This is a genomic window from Tenacibaculum sp. SDUM215027 (assembly GCF_050566205.1).
Lineage (GTDB): Bacteria > Bacteroidota > Bacteroidia > Flavobacteriales > Flavobacteriaceae > Polaribacter.
The window spans coordinates 420,844-438,136 of record NZ_JBNXUE010000001.1 but is presented as its reverse complement, the minus strand read 5'-3'; the positions used below and the strand labels follow the sequence as shown (position 1 = coordinate 438,136).

Sequence of the window (17,293 nt, the reverse complement as noted above, 5' to 3'; positions counted from 1 at the left end):
TTGAAAATGGATTTAAAACCATCAATTTGTGAAAAATAAACACCTTATTTTAGTAACTCTTTTCGCTTTTATAATAAGTAGTTGTGCGCGTAAAGGACGACCAGAAGGAGGACCAAAGGATGAAACTGCACCGATAATGGTTACTGCAACTCCTCCTTATGAAACTATTCATTTTGATGATGATAACATTCGTATTTATTTTGATGAATATATTGTTTTAAAAGACTTACAAAAACAGTTGGTAGTTTCTCCACCAATGAAAAACCCACCATTAATTACACCGCAAGGAACACCAAGTAAGTATATTAATATTAAGATATTAGATACACTACAACCAAACACAACTTATACTTTCAATTTTGGAAATGCAGTACAAGACAATAATGAAAACAACAAGTTAGAGAGTTTTAAATATGTGTTTTCAACAGGAGATTATATCGATTCTTTAAAAATTAAAGGAGCTGTAGCTGATGCTTTTGATAAAAAAGAGGTGAAAGAAGTAAGTGTTTTACTATATAAACTTGATAGTACATACAACGACACTATTATTTTTAAACAAAAACCAAATTATGTAACAAGTACGTTAGATTCCACAAATTTTGAGTTTAGTAATTTGCGTGAAGGGAAATATTTAATGCTAGCTTTAAAAGAACCTTCGAACGATTATATTTTTAACAGTAGAACAGATAAAATAGGTTTTGTAGTAGATACAATTACGTTGCCTCAAGATACTATAATTAACAAACCTATTCGCTTTTTTAAAGAAGTTCAACCGTATGAATTTAAGAGAGGAAAAGAGGTAACAAAAGGAAGAATCCAATTTGGATTTGAAGGGAGGCAGGAAGATATGAATATTGAACTGTTATCTGAAGTTCCGGAAGACTTCAAATCATTTACTCAGTTTGAAAAAGATAAAGACACACTTAATTATTGGCATACACCTATAGAAAGAGATTCATTGAATTTTATAGTAAATAATCAAAACTTTAAAGACACTATAACGGTACGCTTGCGAAAAAAGCAGATTGACTCTTTATCCGTATCATCGAGTGTAAGTGGAGATTTAAATTTAAAAGACACAATGTTTATTCAAACAAACAACCCAATCGTTTCCTTTGATAAATCTAAATTCTCATTAATTGATAAAGATACAGTTGATGTACCTTTTGAATTGAAAAAACAATCTATTAATAAACTAGCAGTATTATTTGAAAAGAAACCCAAATACGGTTATATTTTTAAAGGGTTACCAGAAGGGATAACTGATATTTATGAAACTACAAACGATACATTAGATTATAAGTTTTCAACACGAACAATAGAAGACTATGGAAGTATAGTATTAGATGTTAAAAACGAAACAGAATCTCCGGTTATTATTGAGTTGTTAAGTCAAGATAAAGTTGTAGAAAAACGATATATCACTTCTTCTAAGAGGATAGAATTTAACCTGTTAGAACCCAAAGAGTACAGCGTTAGAGCTATAGTTGATGAAAATAAGAACCGTATGTGGGATACAGGTGATTTCTTATTAAGAAAACAACCAGAGCAAATCGTCTATTTTGGAACAGTATTTAAATTAAGGGCTAACTGGGTGCAAAATGAAACATTTGTGATAAAGTAGATAATGTCTCTTGAAAGAATAAAGAAACCGAATACAGAAACTAATTGCTTCTCTATTCGGTTTCTTGTTACATTATACTTTATTGTTTTTACAACAATTCTTCACAATAAAAGCCATGATATTGTAACGCTTTTAAAACAGCATCAGCTTTAATCATTTGAGTTTCTACTCGAAGGATATTATCACAATCTTCTAAGTCAAAATTCCAGCGGTCATTTTTGGTAATTAAACGATTTAATGTTGGTTGAACAATTTTAATCTCCTTGTTTTTTGTAATTGATGTTTTAAATACTAAAACTGTTTTCATTTTAAATGAATTTTGATTAACGCTCATAAAAAAATGGGGGTTCAATACCTAAAGCGCGTAAATAAACATACCCTTGTCCTCGGTGGTGGATTTCATTATCAATAAAATAGAATATTGAAGACCAAACTGTGCCCTCATATTGACCAAATATTTTAACCTTCTGCTGAAATTGCTCTGGTTTAATTTGTGCCCAATAGGTATTTATTTCATCGGTAGCTTTATCCCAAAGTTCAAGAATTTTTGCTTTTTTGTTACCGTGGTCTACTTCTTCAATCAACTCTTGGATTTTCCCAGTAGCAATTTCTTTGATGCCAGGGCCAGCTATACCTAAAAGTTCCATAACCATATCAGCAAAAGTACGCATGCCTCCTATAGAATAGTTAAAAAAGGCTTCTTCAGGAAAAGCTTCAATAGTTCTACGAGTCAAACCTCGGTGTCCTTGCCAATGTGTTAATAATTCAGAAGGTGTAATTACTTGTTGTAACGCGATGTTTGTTGTGGTTTCCATAATTGTAATTTTTATTATTTGAAACCAAAATTAATATGGGGTAGTGACAGCTTTATGTCAGCAGGAAAAAATAAATTTTAAAAATGTCTATTGACAAGCGGTTGTCACTTACTGTATGTTTATTTGTATATCATAAGAAGTAGAGTCATTATGTTGAAGCTAAAATTTAAAAAATACTTCAGCCTGAAATCCTATCTTTGGGAAATATGTTATAGCATTATGAGTTTAGATACGGTAAAACGTTTTGATAGAATTGTAGCCATCCTTATTCAGTTACAATCCAAACGTATTGTAAAAGCACAAGAATTAGCTGATAGATTTCAAGTAAGTTTACGTACTATTTATCGTGATATACGAACGCTTGAAGCATCGGGTGTACCCATTATAAGTGAGGCAGGTGTTGGTTATTCTATTATGGAAGGGTACCGATTGCCGCCCGTTATGTTTACGAGAGAAGAAGTAGGGAGTTTTGTGGCTGCCGAAAAATTGATGCAGAAGTTTGTAGATAGGTCGTTAGGGAATTACTACGAATCTGCAATGATGAAACTAAAATCAGTTTTACGTGGCCGTGAAAAAGATTGGATTTCTGCTTTAGAATCACAAATATTGGTTGACCCTACAAATAAACTATTTAGCGATAGTTTACCAAATGCACTTGAAACGTTGTTTGAAAGTATTGGTGAAAAAAGACAGGTGTTTTTAAAATATCAAGCGTTAAATAGAGAAACTCCTTCAGAACGTTTTGTTGAACCCGTTGGTATTTATCACGAATCAGGATTTTGGTATGTGTTAGCTTTTTGTCATTTAAGAAGTGATTATAGACAGTTTAGAACCGATAGAATGCTGGCTATTAAATCAACTCAAAATAATTTTACTAGAGAACATATTACGTTAGATGAATATCGCAGTCAATATGAAAATACACCAAAAACAAAAGTTGTTATTTCTGTTGATAAAAGTGTAGTACGATATATAAACAACAGCAAAATGCACCATGGTTTTGTCTCTGAAAAAATAAAAGGAAACCAAGTAGAAATGACATTCATGACATCGTATCTTGAACATGGTTTCTCAAGATGGTACATTGTATTTTCAGATTATGCCAAAATAATTGAACCCGAAAGCTTAAAACTTCAGGTAAAAGAGATTTTAGAAAAGGCAATTACTAAACTTTAATGTGCCTCTAACCAGTTTGCTCCTGTATCAATTTCAACATCTAACGGAACGCTCATTTTAAAAGCATTTTCCATTTCTTGTTTAATGATAGGTTTTATAATGTCAAGTTCATCTTTATGTGCATCAAATACCAATTCATCATGTACTTGCAATAACATTTTTGATTTGAAGTTTTCTTGCTCAAATCGGTTGTAAATGTTAATCATGGCAAGTTTGATAATATCCGCAGCAGAACCTTGAATAGGAGCGTTTACGGCATTTCTTTCGGCAGCACCACGAACAATAGCATTACGAGAATTAATGTCTTTTAAATAACGGCGACGACTTAAAACAGTTTCTACATAACCATGATCACGAGCAAAATCAACTTGCTTAGACATATAATTCCTGAGCTTAGGATAGGTTTCATAATAGGTGTCAATTAACTCTTTGGCCTCTTTACGAGATAAATCGGTTTGATTGCTTAATCCGAAAGCAGAAACCCCATAAATAATTCCGAAATTTACTGTTTTAGCGTTGCTACGCTGCTCACGAGTTACTTCGTTAATAGGAACATTAAATACTTTTGCAGCGGTAGAAGCATGAATATCTTCACCATCTTGAAAAGCTTTAATCATGGTTTCTTCTTCGCTTAAAGCAGCAATAATCCGTAATTCAATCTGACTGTAATCCGCAGCCAATAACACATAGTTTTCGTCTCTTGGAATAAATGCTTTACGTACTTCTTGTCCACGTTTAGTACGAATAGGAATGTTTTGTAAGTTCGGGTTGTTAGAACTCAAACGCCCTGTAGCAGCAACTGCTTGTGCATAAACGGTATGCACTCTTCCTGTTTTTGGATTGATTTCATTCGGAAGCGCATCAACGTAGGTGCTTTGAAGCTTTTTATACTGACGATATTCTAAAATATCGGCAATGATTTGATGATCTTTCGCTAAATAAGAAAGTACATCTTCTGCTGTAGAGTATTGACCTGTTTTAGTTTTTTTAGGTTTATCAACTAATTTTAATTTATCAAATAAGATAGGACCTAATTGCTTTGGTGATGCAATATTAAATTCTTCACCAGCTTGTTCGTATATGTTTTGCTCAAGTTGAGAAATGTCTTTAGACAATGCTCCTGAAAGAATCTTTAAGAAGTCAACATCTAAATTAATACCTTCAATTTCCATAGCGGTTAATACCGATACTAGTGGAGTTTCTACTTCATTGAATAATTTAGTAACATTACCGCTTTCAAGCTCCTTAGAAAAGTGCTTTTTTAGCTGATAAGTAATATCGGCATCCTCAACTGCATATTCGGTTTGTTTTGGTAACTCAACTTGTCGCATAGAAAGTTGATTTTTACCTTTTTTACCAATGAGTTCTGTAATAGAAACAGGTTGGTAGTTTAAATAGGTTTCAGAAAGAATATCCATGTTATGACGCATATCTGGATTGATAAGATAATGCGCAATCATGGTGTCAAACAATATCCCTTTTACAGGCATATCATAGTTTGAAAGTACTTTAATATCATATTTTAAATTATGACCAATTTTTTCGATATGTTCAGCTTCAAAAAACGTACGAAATTCTTCTAAAATAGCTTTAGTTTCTTCTTGGTCTTCAGGAAATGGTACATAATAACCTTTTCCAGTTCCCCAAGAAAAAGCAACTCCAATCAATTCAATCTCTAAAGCTTTTAACCCAGTAGTTTCGGTATCAAAACATACGGAACTTTGTTGCATTAGTTTATCTAATAACAATTTTCTTGAAAGAGGTGTATTTACTAATTGATAGAAATGAGTAGTGTTTTCAATGGTTTTATACCCGTTAATATTATTTTCTTCCGAAGTATTTCCACCACCAGGAGCTGCAAATAAATCAAACTGACCAGCTGTACTAGCTTTCGTAGCTTTTGGTTTTTCAACAGGAGTAGTATTTTCTTCAGAAGGAGCGAATGTTTTTAAGAAGTTTTCTGTTAAACGACGGAACTCTAACTCAGTAAAAATCTCCTTGGTAGCATCAATGTTAGGTTGCTCAAAAATTAATTTATCCAGCTCTAATTTAACAGGAACATCTAGCATAATAGTTGCTAGTTTTTTAGAAAGCAACCCTAATTCTTGGTTAGCTTCTACCTTTTCTTTCATTTTTCCTTTTAACTCATGAATATTTTCAAACAAGCCTTCCATACTTCCGTATGCAGCAAGGAATTTTTTAGCTGTTTTTTCACCAACACCAGGTAACCCAGGGATATTATCAACAGCATCTCCCATCATTCCTAAAAAGTCAATTACTTGTAAAGGATCTTTTACACCAAACTTAGCTTTTACTTCTTCAACACCCCATTTTTCATATCCATTTCCCATGCGAGGTGGGCGATACATAAAAATATGATCAGAAACTAGTTGGGCAAAATCTTTATCGGGCGTTACCATGTAGGTGTGTAATCCTTCTTTCTCGGCTTTTTTAGCCAGCGTACCAATAATATCATCGGCTTCATACCCTTCTTTTACAATAGCAGGAATGTTCATGGCTCCTAATATTTTTTCAATATAAGGCACTGCTAAACGAATGGCTTCAGGAGTTTCTTGTCGGTTTGCTTTGTAATCTTCAAAAGCTTCAACACGATCAACACTTCCGCCTTTATCAAAGCACACAGCTAAATAATCTGGCTTTTCTCGCTTTATTACATCTAGTAAAGAGTTAGTAAACCCCATAATTGCTGAGGTATCTAATCCTTTGGAGTTGATACGTGGGTTTTTAATAAAGGCATAATAACCTCTAAAAATTAAAGCGTATGCATCGAGTAAAAAAAGTCGTTTTTGATTTGCCATGTTGTCTCTTAAGCCTATTGAAATAAAATGTTGATACCGATTTGTTTACAGAAAAAAGTAGAAAACAAATGTTTCTATCAACTCTGGAGGTAAAGCTACAAAACTTTAACAAGATGTTAAAAATCAATTTTAAGAATCGCAGTATCTTTGTTTCTCCTTAAAAATGAAATAGATGTCTCGTTGGTTAGTAACAGTTATTATAATATCAGCAATAATTATTGTGTTTGAAGCATATGCTTTTCAGGCAATAAAAACACTTACTAAAATTAAAATCATCCGTTATGGATGGTTGTTAATAGGGTTGCTAGCATATGTAAACTTTTTTTATGTGATATTTACTTATGATAGAAGTTCTGGTCAAACAAGAGAATTTCAGTGGGCAATGGGAATGCTTTTACTCGTTTTAGTTCCTAAAGTGGTAATTTTTATAATGATGTTTGGAGAAGATGTAGTAAGATGGATTCAAAAAGGAATCTCATTTTTATCTAAAGAAGGAACCAAAGATTTAGTCGGTAGAAGAGCTTTTGTTTCAAAGCTCGCTTTAGGGTTGGCAGCATTACCGTTTGCAAGTTTACTATATGGTATTTTTAAAGGGAAGTACAATTACAAAGTACTGAAGTATCAATTAAGTTTTAAAGACTTACCTGAGGCTTTTGATGGTTTTACAATATCTCATATTACCGATATTCATTCAGGGAGTTTTGATAATAAAGAAAAAATCAAGTATGGAGTAGATTTAATTAATGAACAAGAGTCTGATATGATACTATTTACAGGAGATATCGTTAATAATTTTGCTCATGAAATGAATGACTGGGTATCAATGTTTTCGGAATTAAAAGCTCCTATGGGAAAATATTCGATACTAGGAAACCATGATTATGGAGATTATTCTGATTGGAAAACACCAGAAGATAAAACAGCAAATTTTCAGGCAGTAAAAGATATTCATCCAAAAATAGGATTTGAGTTATTGTTGAATGAAAATCGCTATATAGAAAAAGGTGGAGAAAGAATTGCTTTAGTAGGTGTAGAAAATTGGGGTAAAGGATTTAATAAAGCAGGAGATTTACAATTAGCCTCTAAAGGAGTGCTACAAGATGATTTTAAAATTTTATTATCTCACGACCCAAGTCACTGGGAATATAAAGTAAAGCAAGATGATTTTAATTATCAACTTACCTTAAGTGGGCATACACATGGTTTACAGTTTGGAATTGAAATTCCTGGTTGGATTAAATGGAGTCCTTCAAAGTATGTATATAAACAATGGGCAGGATTGTATAAAGAGTTTGATAGATACATTAACGTAAATAGAGGTTTTGGGTATCATGCTTTCCCCGGTAGAGTAGGAATTTGGCCAGAAATTACTGTAATTGAGTTAAAAAAAGCTTGATTTTCAGTATTTTTAAGATTTTCATAATAATTACCTAACAAAAAATTAGTAATTTTAGGCTCTTTAGTGATTAAACGTATGCAAAAGATGACAAAGTTTGGTGAAATTATAAGCATTAACAAACCTGTGTTAATCGATTTTTATGCAGATTGGAGTGAACTTGAACCTAGTTTAGATACATTACGTGATGTAGCTGCTGCATTAGGTGACAAAGCCAAAGTAATTAAAATAGATATTAAAAAGAATGAGATTCTTGCTGATGCTCTACGAGTTAAGGGAAATCCGACTTTTATGATTTATAAAAACGGTGAGATGAAGTGGCGTCAAACAGGTGAGCAAGATGCTAATACGTTAATAGGGTTAGTTCAGCAGTTTGTTTAAGAAATTGCTTTAAACTCATAACCTTGTTGCGAAAATTCTTTTAAAACTTTTGGAAGCGCATAATACAATTTGTCGCTAGCTTTTATACTATCGTGAAAAACGATAATACTTCCGTTTTCTACATTTCTAAGTACGTTTTGCAAACATTTTTCTTTAGTAATAGTCGAGTCAAAATCGGCTGATAATACATCCCACATAATAATTTTATAGCCGATCGCAAGAAGTTGTTTGGCTTGTTTTCTTTTTATCTTTCCGTACGGAGGACGAAATAATTTTGTTTTTTGATGGGTTAATAAGCTTTCACATTTACTTACATTTTCAATATAAGCCGTATTGCTGTTTTTACAGCCGTTTAAGTGATTAAAAGTGTGGTTTCCTACCGAATGTCCTTCGTTAATAATTCTTGAAAAAACAGCAGGGTGTTTTCGAATATTATCACCAATACAAAAAAAGGTAGCTTTTGCGTTAAACCTTTTCAATTGATTAAGTACAAATTCAGTAACCTCTGGAATAGGGCCATCATCAAAAGTGAGATAGATTTCTTTTCTGTCAGAAAAAAAAGACCACGTATACTTAGCGAATAAACTTTTAAATATACGTGGTGTCTTTGTAAAATATAACCTCATGTATTAAGGCTTAATAGTGTCTAGTTGAGGTGATTCAGGTTCGTCTTCAGGCATTAAACGCTCAAATAAACGTGCATGAGTTAGGTAGTCTTCAAAAAACTTTTTACCGAAGTCTTCATCTTTGTCGTATCGAGTGATTTGCTGAACCAAATTTTGATACATGTATAAAGCCGTTTCTAAATTATCAATAATTAAACCAATATCCTCAGTTTTAAAGGTATCGTAATAGACGAGTTTTTGTTGAAAAATATCAGCCAAAGTTTCAGCCGTTTCACGAGCTTTTTCAATATCACCTATACGATAATACAATTCTGGATACCCTAAAGAGAAGTTGTAATGGTCAAAATCTTTAATAGGCATTTTGTGTAACGATAAATCTAATACATCTTTCGCTTTTACAGAATCTCCTTTCTGTAAAAACTCTTCTGATAAACGAATTAAATTATTACGTAATGAAATAGCGTTACGCTTACTTTGTTCATCCAAGTAAATTTCACCACTGTTAATCGTTTTCCAATCCCATTTTTTAACATTAGCATACATTTTTCCTGGGTCGATACGTCCCATGTCAAAAATTGTTCGTCCTTTATTAGATGTTTTAATAGGTACTAGTTTATAAGCCATTCCATCTAACTGTAGGTAATCTTTTAACCAAATGTATTCTTCATCTGCATTTGCACCGCCAGTAAAGTAAATAGGTCGCTTCCAATCAAAATTATTTAAGATATCTAGCATTAAAAGTCTTGCTTTTGATAAACCACGATTATCCACTGTAATATCAATATGGTCTACTATTTTATCAGCATCTTTTTGTGCCACTAAACCAGATTTTAAAGCATTTTCTTTGTTAACAGGAATACGAATTTTGTTAGTTGGATAAAATTTTTCCTTAGCTCCATCACCAGCGTCTAAATAAGTAGCATCGTTATCACTGTCAATCCAACGCATAAAATCTTTTATAGTAAGTAGAGAATCTTTTAACTGAGGAAGAGCATAGTAATACGCCATGTCCAAGGTTCCATACTTATATTGATCGTGTGTCAACTGTGACGGAATAGGATCGGCATCATACGTTTTCTTTTTCATTTGGTCGATGTACCAATCTGTTTGAAAAAGACTTGTATTTACTATTTTAATATCTCTACGTACACCTTCTACTTGTTGCATATACCAAAGAGGAAAAGTATCGTTATCTCCAATAGTAAATATAATAGCGTTGGGGTCACAACTTTCTAAATATGTTTGTGCATTCAATTGCGCTAAATAACGGTCAGCTCTATCGTGATCATCCCAGTTTTGGAAGCCCATTAAAGTAGGAACAGCTAGTAATGAAACTACTGAAACAGCAATGGCAACTACTTTTTCACTGGCATATTTTTTAAAGTAATCGTATAAAGCAAATACTCCAAAACCAATCCAAATAGCAAAGACGTAAAACGAACCAACTACAGCGTAATCACGTTCACGAGGTTCAAATGGTTTAGGGTTAGTGTAAAATATAATCGCTAACCCTGTAAATAAAAAGAACAGTGTTAATACAAAAAAGCTCTTTTTATCTCTATTTAATTGATATAACAAACCTATAAGACCTAAAATGAAAGGTAAAAAGAAATAGGTGTTACGACCTTTGTTGTTTTTAACATCGTCAGGTAACTTTTGTTGAGAGCCTAAGCGAGCTTCATCAATAAAATCAATACCACTTAACCAGTTTCCGTTTTCAACATCTAGGTGTCCTTGGATATCGTTTTGACGTCCCACAAAGTTCCACATAAAATAACGTCCGTACATATATCCAAATTGAAAGTCAACCATGAATTTTATGTTCTCTAAAAATGTTGGGCGTCTTTTGCTTCGAGCAGGAATACCAGCAATACTTTTGTATTGTTGTTCGGAAGCAGGATTTACCATACGAGGAATAAATCCTTTATGTTTACTAGAAAAATTAGGAAGTACATTTTTGTATTTGTTTACAATAACGTATTTACCGTCTTTCTTTTCGTATTTAGGTTTGTCGTCCTTATAAGGTTTTTCTACATCTTGTTCTCTATCGTGTGCAAAAGAATAGTAGTTGTCATAAAAAACATTGGAATCACCATATTGTTCACGATTATAGTAAGCCAATAATTCACGAGCACTTGATGGGTTGTTCTCATTGATAATTGTATCGGCATTCGCACGAATTGGCAACATTAACCAAGAAGAGAATCCAACCATGATGAATAACACAGAAAGGACTAAGGTATTAGCTGTAACCAAGTTCTTTTTACGCGTGTATTTTAAACCGTAAAAGAACAAACCGATTAAAACTATCCCTGCAATAATAGTCCCTGAGTTATAAGGTAATCCTACTTGGTTGATAAAGAATAACTCAGCAGCACTAAAGAATTTTAAAGTAAAAGGGAATAAAAATTTAAAGACAAAAGCTAAAACTAGTATAGCAACTAGGGTAGCAATTGCAGTTGTTTTTATGTTGATGTCTTTATATGTTTTGAAAAAGTATACTAAAACAATTGATGGAATTACTAATAAAGAAAGTATATGAACCCCAAAAGATAGTCCAACTACAAAACTGATTAATACCAACCATTTATTTCCTCTAGGAGTATTTAACTCACTTTCCCAACGTAATCCTAACCAAAATAGTAGCGCCATTAAGAAAGATGACATGGCATATACTTCTCCTTCTACAGCACTAAACCAAAAACTATCAGAAAAAGTATAAGCTAAAGCACCTACTAATCCGCTTCCTAACACAGCAATAGCTTCATTGTTACCTAACTTTCCGTTTTTTATAGCCATTTTTCTGGCTAAATTGGTAATCGTCCAAAACATGAAAAGGATGGTAAAAGCACTTGCAAGTCCTGACATAAAGTTGACCATTTTTGCCAACTGACTAGGGTCGCTAGTAAACATAGCGAAAAAAGCACCTAACATTTGAAATAAAGGAGCACCAGGAGGGTGTCCAACTTCTAAATTTACAGCAGTTGCAATGTATTCTCCACAATCCCACGAACTCACAGTAGGTTCAAGAGTTAAGGTATAAGTGATTAACGCTACTGCAAACGAAACCCACCCTAAAATGATGTTCCACTTTTTATAGTTAAACTCAGTCATAGTTTTTTATCTAGATATAAAGTACGAATGTATTAATTACTAATGATTTTTTCGTTGAAAACAAAAATATAATTTTGATAGTTTTTCTAATATAACCCTTCATTTAAAGTTCTGTTAAATGAGTTTTTAAAGGTTTAAAAAGTAGTAAACGAAAAAAAGCATAAAAAATTTGCTGAAATAAAACTTTGTTTTATATTTGCACCCGCAATAAGCAATTGGCCTATGGTGTAATGGTAACACACCGGTTTTTGGTACCGATATTCAAGGTTCGAGTCCTTGTAGGCCAACAAAATCCTTACGAACTTCGTAAGGATTTTTTTATAAAAGTTGTTTAATGATTTCTAAATATAAAACTTTGTTTTTATATTTGCATTGTAAACATTGGCCCATGGTGTAATGGTAACACACTGGTTTTTGGTACCAATATTCAAGGTTCGAGTCCTTGTGGGCCAACTAAAAAGTCTTAACTGAAGAAGTTAAGGCTTTTTTTTGTTTGTAGTAAACTATTACAGTGAGCAATTAACAGTTTTATAATTAAAGTATTTGAAAGAATTACCTTACAGTAATAATAATAAACGTCATAGCGAGGAGTGATAACGACGTGGCTATCTGTTGATAGAGAATAAATTGCTTTACTACGTTCGCAGTAACGATAGTTTTATTTGTAACAAACGCCTAAGAAGATCGTCTTCAATTAAAACACTATTATTATGAAACGAATTGCAACTATCTTTTTCTGTTTTTTTGTACTAAGTTCTTTTGCGCAAAAAGAAAATTTTAAAGCCTTTTATCAATCTAATAAAGACAAAGCTGAAGTATCTTTAAACATACCAAGTTTTTTTGCTAACATGTTTATCTCTGATGAAGATACTGATGAGTTTGGGGTCTTCTTAAAGAAATCTAAAAACTATAAAATCATGGTGTTCAATAACAACATGGCTTCAGTACAAAAAGATTTTCAAAAGTTTGCTCGAAGAAATAATTTAAAAACTTTAGTAAGAGTAAAGGATGGTAAGGAAAGAGTTACAGTGTATTTTAGAAAGACAAAAGACCGTATCAAAGAAATTATTGTAAACGTTCACGATAAAAGTGATGAAATGGTATTATTAGGAATTAAAACCAACCTTACCATGGATGAATTATCCGCTATGGTAGAAGCATCTACAAAAAACAAAAGTATAGCTTCAAATTAAAAGACTTCTATGTTCCCTGAGCGTAGTCGAAGGGAAGTATATAAATTTAGCATTATAGAAAACTCCGACATTTTACAGTCGGAGTTTTGTAGTTATTTAACCCACAAGTTCTTTTAAGCTCTCTACTACCTTTTTACTGTTTCCAATAAAAATTTGGTTGTCAACAATAAAAACAGGACGTTTTAAAAACGTGTACTCATCTAAAATATATTGTTTGTAATCAGTTTCTGTTAAATTCTGATTTTTCAAATCCATTTCACGGTACAGTTTTGCGCGCTTGTTAAATAAGCTTTCGTAGCTATCTGTCAATTTGCGCATTTCTTCTAATTGAGCAACAGTAACCGGATTTGCCTTTATTTCTTGTTTTTCAAATCCGTCAAGATTTACTTCTTTTAAAATTCGTCGGCAAGTATCACAGGTTTGTAAAAAATAAACTTTCTTCATTATATAAGTTTTTATCGTATTAGTTATAGATTAGTTTTAACCATTAAATAACAAATACTCATTATAGGTTTTCATGGCTAAATAGTATCTTTGATGTAGCTAAAATAAGTAGAAAAATGAACAAACAGTTTGAAGTTTTAAAAAGATCAAGAGACTTAGTTTTAAAAAGAATAGAAGGGTTATCATTAGAACAATTGCACATAATCCCTGAAGGATTTAACAATAACATTGCATGGAATGTAGCACATTTAGTAGTTACACAACAATTATTACATTACAAGTTATCAGGATTAAATTGTTTAGCACCGGATGAGTTAATTGAAGGTTATAGAAAAGGAACTTTTCCAACGAAAGATTTTACCGAAGAAGAATTTGAAGAGGTAAAAGAACTATTAATCGGTTTACCAGAAACCTTAGAAGAAGATTTTGAAGCAGGGATTTTTACAGAATATCAAGAATATGAAACCAGTACAGGTTTTGTGATTGATTCTTTTGAAAGTGCTGTAGCTTTTAATAATTTACATGAAGGAATGCATTTGGGGATTATTATGAACTTGAGTAAATTGGTTTAAATCTCTAAGAGCTTGATCTTGATGTTTATTCTGAAAAAAATAATAAATGTTAGCAGATGAAATTCAATACAAAAACAATACACGGAGGTCAACAACCTGAAGAAGCTACAGGAGCAGTAATACCTCCAATTTTTCAAACGTCAACCTATGCACAGTCAAGTCCGGGTGTGAATAAGGGATATGCGTATTCACGTTCAGCAAATCCCACACGTACTGCCTTAGAAAACGCGTTCGCGTCTCTTGAAAACGGAACACACGGATTTGCTTTTTCTTCTGGTTTATCAGCGATTGATTGTGTGTTACGTACATTAAATCCGGGTGATGAGGTCATTGCAGGGGATGATATTTATGGCGGTACCTATCGTATGTTTACCAATATGTTTGAAAAATTTGGATTGAAATTTCAGTATGTTGACATGGATGAGGTTACGAATGTAGTCAATGCAATTTCAAAAAAAACAAAACTAATTTGGATTGAAACACCTACCAATCCGTTAATGAAAATTGCGGATATAGAGGGAATTACCAAGGCTGTAAAAACAAAAAGGGCAGACATTGTAATAGCGGTTGACAATACCTTTGCAACACCGTATTTACAACGTCCGTTAGATTTAGGCGTTGATATCGTAATGCATTCAGCAACTAAATATTTAGGAGGGCATTCCGATTTGGTCATGGGGGCTTTAATGACTAAAAACGCTGAGTTAGCAGAACAATTACACTTTATTCAGTTTGCTGCGGGGGCTATCGCAGGACCAATGGATTCGTTTTTAGCGCTTCGAGGAGTAAAAACCTTGCATTTACGTATGCAACGTCATTGTGAAAATGGAAAAGCAGTAGCTAAATACTTATCAGCACATCCAAAAGTAGGAGAAGTGTTTTATCCAGGATTAGAAAATCATCCAAATCATGAAATCGCCAAAAAACAAATGAATGATTTTGGAGGAATGGTTTCTTTTAGATTGAAAGATGAAAGTAAACAAGCGGCTTTAACTTTTTTAGAAAACACTAAAATATTTACGTTAGCAGAATCACTAGGAGGTGTAGAAAGCTTGGTAAGTCATCCAGTAACAATGACACATGCTTCCATTCCTGAAGCTGATCGTTTAAAAATAGGAATTACAGATTCTTTAATTCGTTTGAGTGTTGGGGTAGAAGATATAGACGATTTATTGTTTGATTTAGAACAAGCGCTTTCAAAGTAGAAAGACTATTAAAAATAAAAATGAAAAAATCCGAAGTATGTAAGCTTCGGATTTTTATTATATAAAAACAAAATATACCGTTCAGTATATTTTTTATATATTTGTATCTCTAATATTTTTGAAAAGTGTCTAAATCAGAAAGAACAAAGGCTTTTATAATTGAAACTGTAGCTCCTATTTTTAATAAGAATGGGTATGCTGCCATGAGCTTATCAAAAATAACAGAAGCTACTGGTTTAACCAAAGGGGCTATTTATGGACATTTTGAAAACAAAGAAGAGCTAGCTATAGAATCCTTTAAGTTTTCAGTAAGAAAAGTGTTAAAAGACTTAAATAAAACTGTAAACAAAGGAGAAACACCTTTAGCAATGTTGAAAAAAATAGCTGTTTTTTATGAAGACTATTATGAGTACAATAAACAATTTGGTGGATGCCCAATTTTAAATATCGGAGTAGACTCTAACAATCAAAATAAGGTGATTGCGCAATTAGTGCAATCGTATAATCATAGAATCTTAGATCAATTTTCTAAACTGATTGAGATGGCAAAAGAAGCTAATGAAGTTAAGGAGTCTATCGACAGTATGTTGTACGCCAAACGTTTTTTTTACATGATTGAAGGAGCTGTGTATATGACTCATATTATGAAAGATGATAGTTATCTAACAGATGTGTCCGTACTATTACAGCAAATTATAAAACAAGAATTACAGAAATAACTATTTTTTTAATCATAAATATACCGATTGGTATATTTTAAATTTAATACCATGGAAATACCAAAAATTTTAGAAAGTAAAACAAAAATCAGATTTCAAGATTGCGACCCTTTCAATCATTTAAACAATGCTTCTTATTTTAATTACCTTATCAACGCTAGAGAAGACCAGTTGATTGCTAATTACAATTTAGATATTTACCAACATGGAAAAGAGCGAGGAAAGAGTTGGGTAGTAGGTTCGCATCAAATAGCCTATTTAAAACCAGCAACCTTAATGGAAACGGTAACGATAGATTCGCAGTTAATTCATTATGGAGATAGAAATTTGTTAGTAGAAATACGTATGTGGAATGAAGAGAAGACAGCCTTAAAAGCGATACTTTGGAGTTCTTTCGTGTATTTTGATTTATTAAAATTATCGTCAGCAAAACATACTGAGGATTTACTAGAGCTATTCGAAAACGCTGTTTTACCAGTAGAACAAACTAGTTTTGAAGAAAGAGCACAAAGCTTTCGATATCAAAAAGTATCATAAAAAAAAGACCTGCACTTCTGCAGGTCTTTTTTTTTATTACAAAAGCTATTAATTATTTAGCTGCAGCATATCTTCTTTCTACTTCGTTCCAGTTGATTACTTTGAAGAAAGCTTCAATATAATCTGGACGACGGTTTTGGTAGTTTAAGTAATAAGCGTGTTCCCAAACGTCTAATCCTAAAATAGGAGTTCCGTCACAAGTAACACCTGGCATTAATGGATTGTCTTGGTTAGGGGTAGAGCAAACTTCTACTTTTCCTCCTTTGTGTACACATAACCAAGCCCATCCTGAACCAAACTGAGTAGCAGCTGCTTTAGAAAAAGCATCGATAAAAGCTTCTTTTGAACCAAATTCAGCTTCAATAGCATCTTTTAATTCTCCAGATAAATAACCTCTATCCTCTGGGTTCATTACTGTCCAAAATAAAGAGTGATTGTAAAAACCACCACCGTTATTACGAACACCAGCATTGTTCATATCTAAGTTAGTTAAAATGTCTTCGATAGATTTTCCTTCTAAATCAGTACCTTCAATAGCAGCATTTAATTTAGTAGTATATCCGTTGTGGTGCTTGCTATGGTGAATTTCCATAGTTCTAGCATCTATATTTGGTTCTAAAGCGTCGTAAGCATATCCTAATTCTGGTAAGTTAAAAGCCATAATTATTTGTT

General features: G+C 32.6%; 16 protein-coding genes and 2 tRNA genes. 11 read left to right on the top strand and 7 right to left on the bottom strand.

Features of this window, described 5'->3' with window-relative positions:
- The first annotated feature begins 28 nt into the window (after positions 1-28).
- The gene (locus ACQYZ7_RS02035; protein WP_430728133.1) at positions 29-1,624 is read left to right on the top strand and encodes an Ig-like domain-containing protein; all 1,596 of its coding nucleotides are present in this window, start codon (positions 29-31) and stop codon (positions 1,622-1,624) included.
- Positions 1,625-1,712: 88 nt separating this feature from the next.
- Here the strand turns inward: ACQYZ7_RS02035 and ACQYZ7_RS02030 are convergent, their stop codons facing one another.
- Together ACQYZ7_RS02030 and ACQYZ7_RS02025 are read right to left on the bottom strand one after the other, a co-directional pair.
- Positions 1,713-1,931, bottom strand: coding sequence for a hypothetical protein (locus ACQYZ7_RS02030; RefSeq protein ID WP_430728132.1), 219 nt, complete (start codon positions 1,929-1,931; stop codon positions 1,713-1,715).
- Between the two features lie 16 nt (positions 1,932-1,947).
- Entirely contained in the window at positions 1,948-2,439 is a 492-nt protein-coding gene (locus tag ACQYZ7_RS02025; protein WP_430728131.1) for a DinB family protein, read from the bottom strand.
- A 219-nt stretch (positions 2,440-2,658) separates the two neighbouring features.
- Between ACQYZ7_RS02025 and ACQYZ7_RS02020 the strand changes: the two genes are divergently transcribed.
- Entirely contained in the window at positions 2,659-3,615 is a 957-nt protein-coding gene (locus ACQYZ7_RS02020; RefSeq protein ID WP_430728130.1) for a helix-turn-helix transcriptional regulator, read from the top strand.
- Here ACQYZ7_RS02020 and polA read toward each other — a convergent pair.
- Positions 3,612-6,434 (bottom strand): DNA polymerase I, encoded by a 2,823-nt coding sequence (gene polA / locus ACQYZ7_RS02015; protein WP_430728129.1) that lies wholly within the window; start codon positions 6,432-6,434, stop codon positions 3,612-3,614. The genes ACQYZ7_RS02020 and polA overlap by 4 nt on opposite strands.
- 172 nt (positions 6,435-6,606) lie before the next feature.
- Here polA and ACQYZ7_RS02010 point away from each other — a divergent pair, with 172 nt between their 5' ends.
- Positions 6,607-7,830 carry a metallophosphoesterase gene (locus ACQYZ7_RS02010; RefSeq protein WP_430728128.1) on the top strand — a complete coding sequence of 408 codons (1,224 nt, stop codon included), beginning with the start codon at positions 6,607-6,609 and terminating at the stop codon, positions 7,828-7,830.
- 87 nt (positions 7,831-7,917) lie between these two features.
- Positions 7,918-8,211, top strand: coding sequence for a thioredoxin family protein (locus tag ACQYZ7_RS02005; RefSeq protein WP_099215056.1), 294 nt, complete (start codon positions 7,918-7,920; stop codon positions 8,209-8,211).
- Here ACQYZ7_RS02005 and ACQYZ7_RS02000 read toward each other — a convergent pair.
- On the bottom strand, positions 8,208-8,837 hold the full coding sequence (locus ACQYZ7_RS02000; RefSeq protein ID WP_430728127.1) for a polysaccharide deacetylase family protein: 630 nt from the start codon (positions 8,835-8,837) through the stop codon (positions 8,208-8,210). The two genes, ACQYZ7_RS02005 and ACQYZ7_RS02000, sit on opposite strands and share 4 nt — an antisense overlap.
- A gap of 3 nt (positions 8,838-8,840) precedes the next feature.
- A complete protein-coding gene (locus ACQYZ7_RS01995) occupies positions 8,841-11,951 on the bottom strand; it encodes a DUF2723 domain-containing protein (protein ID WP_430728126.1) in 3,111 nt (1,036 codons plus the stop codon).
- Between the two features lie 216 nt (positions 11,952-12,167).
- Between ACQYZ7_RS01995 and ACQYZ7_RS01990 the strand changes: the two genes are divergently transcribed.
- From ACQYZ7_RS01990 to ACQYZ7_RS01980, 3 genes are all read left to right on the top strand, one after another.
- Positions 12,168-12,238 (top strand) — tRNA-Gln (locus ACQYZ7_RS01990).
- A gap of 95 nt (positions 12,239-12,333) precedes the next feature.
- Positions 12,334-12,404: transfer RNA gene (locus ACQYZ7_RS01985), tRNA-Gln, on the top strand.
- A 257-nt stretch (positions 12,405-12,661) separates the two neighbouring features.
- The gene (locus tag ACQYZ7_RS01980; protein ID WP_430728125.1) at positions 12,662-13,144 is read left to right on the top strand and encodes a DUF4252 domain-containing protein; all 483 of its coding nucleotides are present in this window, start codon (positions 12,662-12,664) and stop codon (positions 13,142-13,144) included.
- Between the two features lie 96 nt (positions 13,145-13,240).
- Here the strand turns inward: ACQYZ7_RS01980 and ACQYZ7_RS01975 are convergent, their stop codons facing one another.
- On the bottom strand, positions 13,241-13,588 hold the full coding sequence (locus tag ACQYZ7_RS01975; protein WP_430728124.1) for an arsenate reductase family protein: 348 nt from the start codon (positions 13,586-13,588) through the stop codon (positions 13,241-13,243).
- 116 nt (positions 13,589-13,704) lie between these two features.
- On the opposite strand from ACQYZ7_RS01975, the gene ACQYZ7_RS01970 reads away from it, so the two are divergent.
- The 4 genes from ACQYZ7_RS01970 (at position 13,705) to ACQYZ7_RS01955 (ending at position 16,621) form a co-directional block, all read left to right on the top strand.
- Positions 13,705-14,160, top strand: a complete 456-nt coding sequence (locus ACQYZ7_RS01970; protein WP_430728123.1) for a DinB family protein — start codon at positions 13,705-13,707, stop codon at positions 14,158-14,160.
- A 56-nt stretch (positions 14,161-14,216) separates the two neighbouring features.
- Positions 14,217-15,365, top strand: coding sequence for a cystathionine gamma-synthase (locus ACQYZ7_RS01965; RefSeq protein ID WP_430728122.1), 1,149 nt, complete (start codon positions 14,217-14,219; stop codon positions 15,363-15,365).
- A 125-nt stretch (positions 15,366-15,490) separates the two neighbouring features.
- Positions 15,491-16,084 carry a TetR/AcrR family transcriptional regulator gene (locus ACQYZ7_RS01960; RefSeq protein ID WP_430728121.1) on the top strand — a complete coding sequence of 198 codons (594 nt, stop codon included), beginning with the start codon at positions 15,491-15,493 and terminating at the stop codon, positions 16,082-16,084.
- Positions 16,085-16,135: 51 nt separating this feature from the next.
- Complete coding sequence (locus ACQYZ7_RS01955; RefSeq protein WP_430728120.1) at positions 16,136-16,621, top strand: acyl-CoA thioesterase; 486 nt, start codon at positions 16,136-16,138, stop codon at positions 16,619-16,621.
- 52 nt (positions 16,622-16,673) lie between these two features.
- Here the strand turns inward: ACQYZ7_RS01955 and ACQYZ7_RS01950 are convergent, their stop codons facing one another.
- Positions 16,674-17,282, bottom strand: a complete 609-nt coding sequence (locus ACQYZ7_RS01950; RefSeq protein WP_430728119.1) for a superoxide dismutase — start codon at positions 17,280-17,282, stop codon at positions 16,674-16,676.
- Positions 17,283-17,293 lie beyond the last annotated feature (11 nt).

Bases quoted from the DNA above. Each gene is read 5' to 3' on its own strand.
- ACQYZ7_RS02030 (WP_430728132.1), bottom strand. From the start codon at position 1,931: ATGAAAACAGTTTTAGTATTTAAAACATCAATTACAAAAAACAAGGAG.
- ACQYZ7_RS02025 (WP_430728131.1), bottom strand. From the start codon at position 2,439: ATGGAAACCACAACAAACATCGCGTTACAACAAGTAATTACACCTTCT.
- ACQYZ7_RS02020 (WP_430728130.1), top strand. From the start codon at position 2,659: ATGAGTTTAGATACGGTAAAACGTTTTGATAGAATTGTAGCCATCCTT.
- polA (WP_430728129.1), bottom strand. From the start codon at position 6,434: ATGGCAAATCAAAAACGACTTTTTTTACTCGATGCATACGCTTTAATT.
- ACQYZ7_RS02010 (WP_430728128.1), top strand. From the start codon at position 6,607: ATGTCTCGTTGGTTAGTAACAGTTATTATAATATCAGCAATAATTATT.
- ACQYZ7_RS02005 (WP_099215056.1), top strand. From the start codon at position 7,918: ATGACAAAGTTTGGTGAAATTATAAGCATTAACAAACCTGTGTTAATC.
- ACQYZ7_RS02000 (WP_430728127.1), bottom strand. From the start codon at position 8,837: ATGAGGTTATATTTTACAAAGACACCACGTATATTTAAAAGTTTATTC.
- ACQYZ7_RS01995 (WP_430728126.1), bottom strand. From the start codon at position 11,951: ATGACTGAGTTTAACTATAAAAAGTGGAACATCATTTTAGGGTGGGTT.
- ACQYZ7_RS01980 (WP_430728125.1), top strand. From the start codon at position 12,662: ATGAAACGAATTGCAACTATCTTTTTCTGTTTTTTTGTACTAAGTTCT.
- ACQYZ7_RS01975 (WP_430728124.1), bottom strand. From the start codon at position 13,588: ATGAAGAAAGTTTATTTTTTACAAACCTGTGATACTTGCCGACGAATT.
- ACQYZ7_RS01970 (WP_430728123.1), top strand. From the start codon at position 13,705: ATGAACAAACAGTTTGAAGTTTTAAAAAGATCAAGAGACTTAGTTTTA.
- ACQYZ7_RS01965 (WP_430728122.1), top strand. From the start codon at position 14,217: ATGAAATTCAATACAAAAACAATACACGGAGGTCAACAACCTGAAGAA.
- ACQYZ7_RS01955 (WP_430728120.1), top strand. From the start codon at position 16,136: ATGGAAATACCAAAAATTTTAGAAAGTAAAACAAAAATCAGATTTCAA.
- ACQYZ7_RS01950 (WP_430728119.1), bottom strand. From the start codon at position 17,282: ATGGCTTTTAACTTACCAGAATTAGGATATGCTTACGACGCTTTAGAA.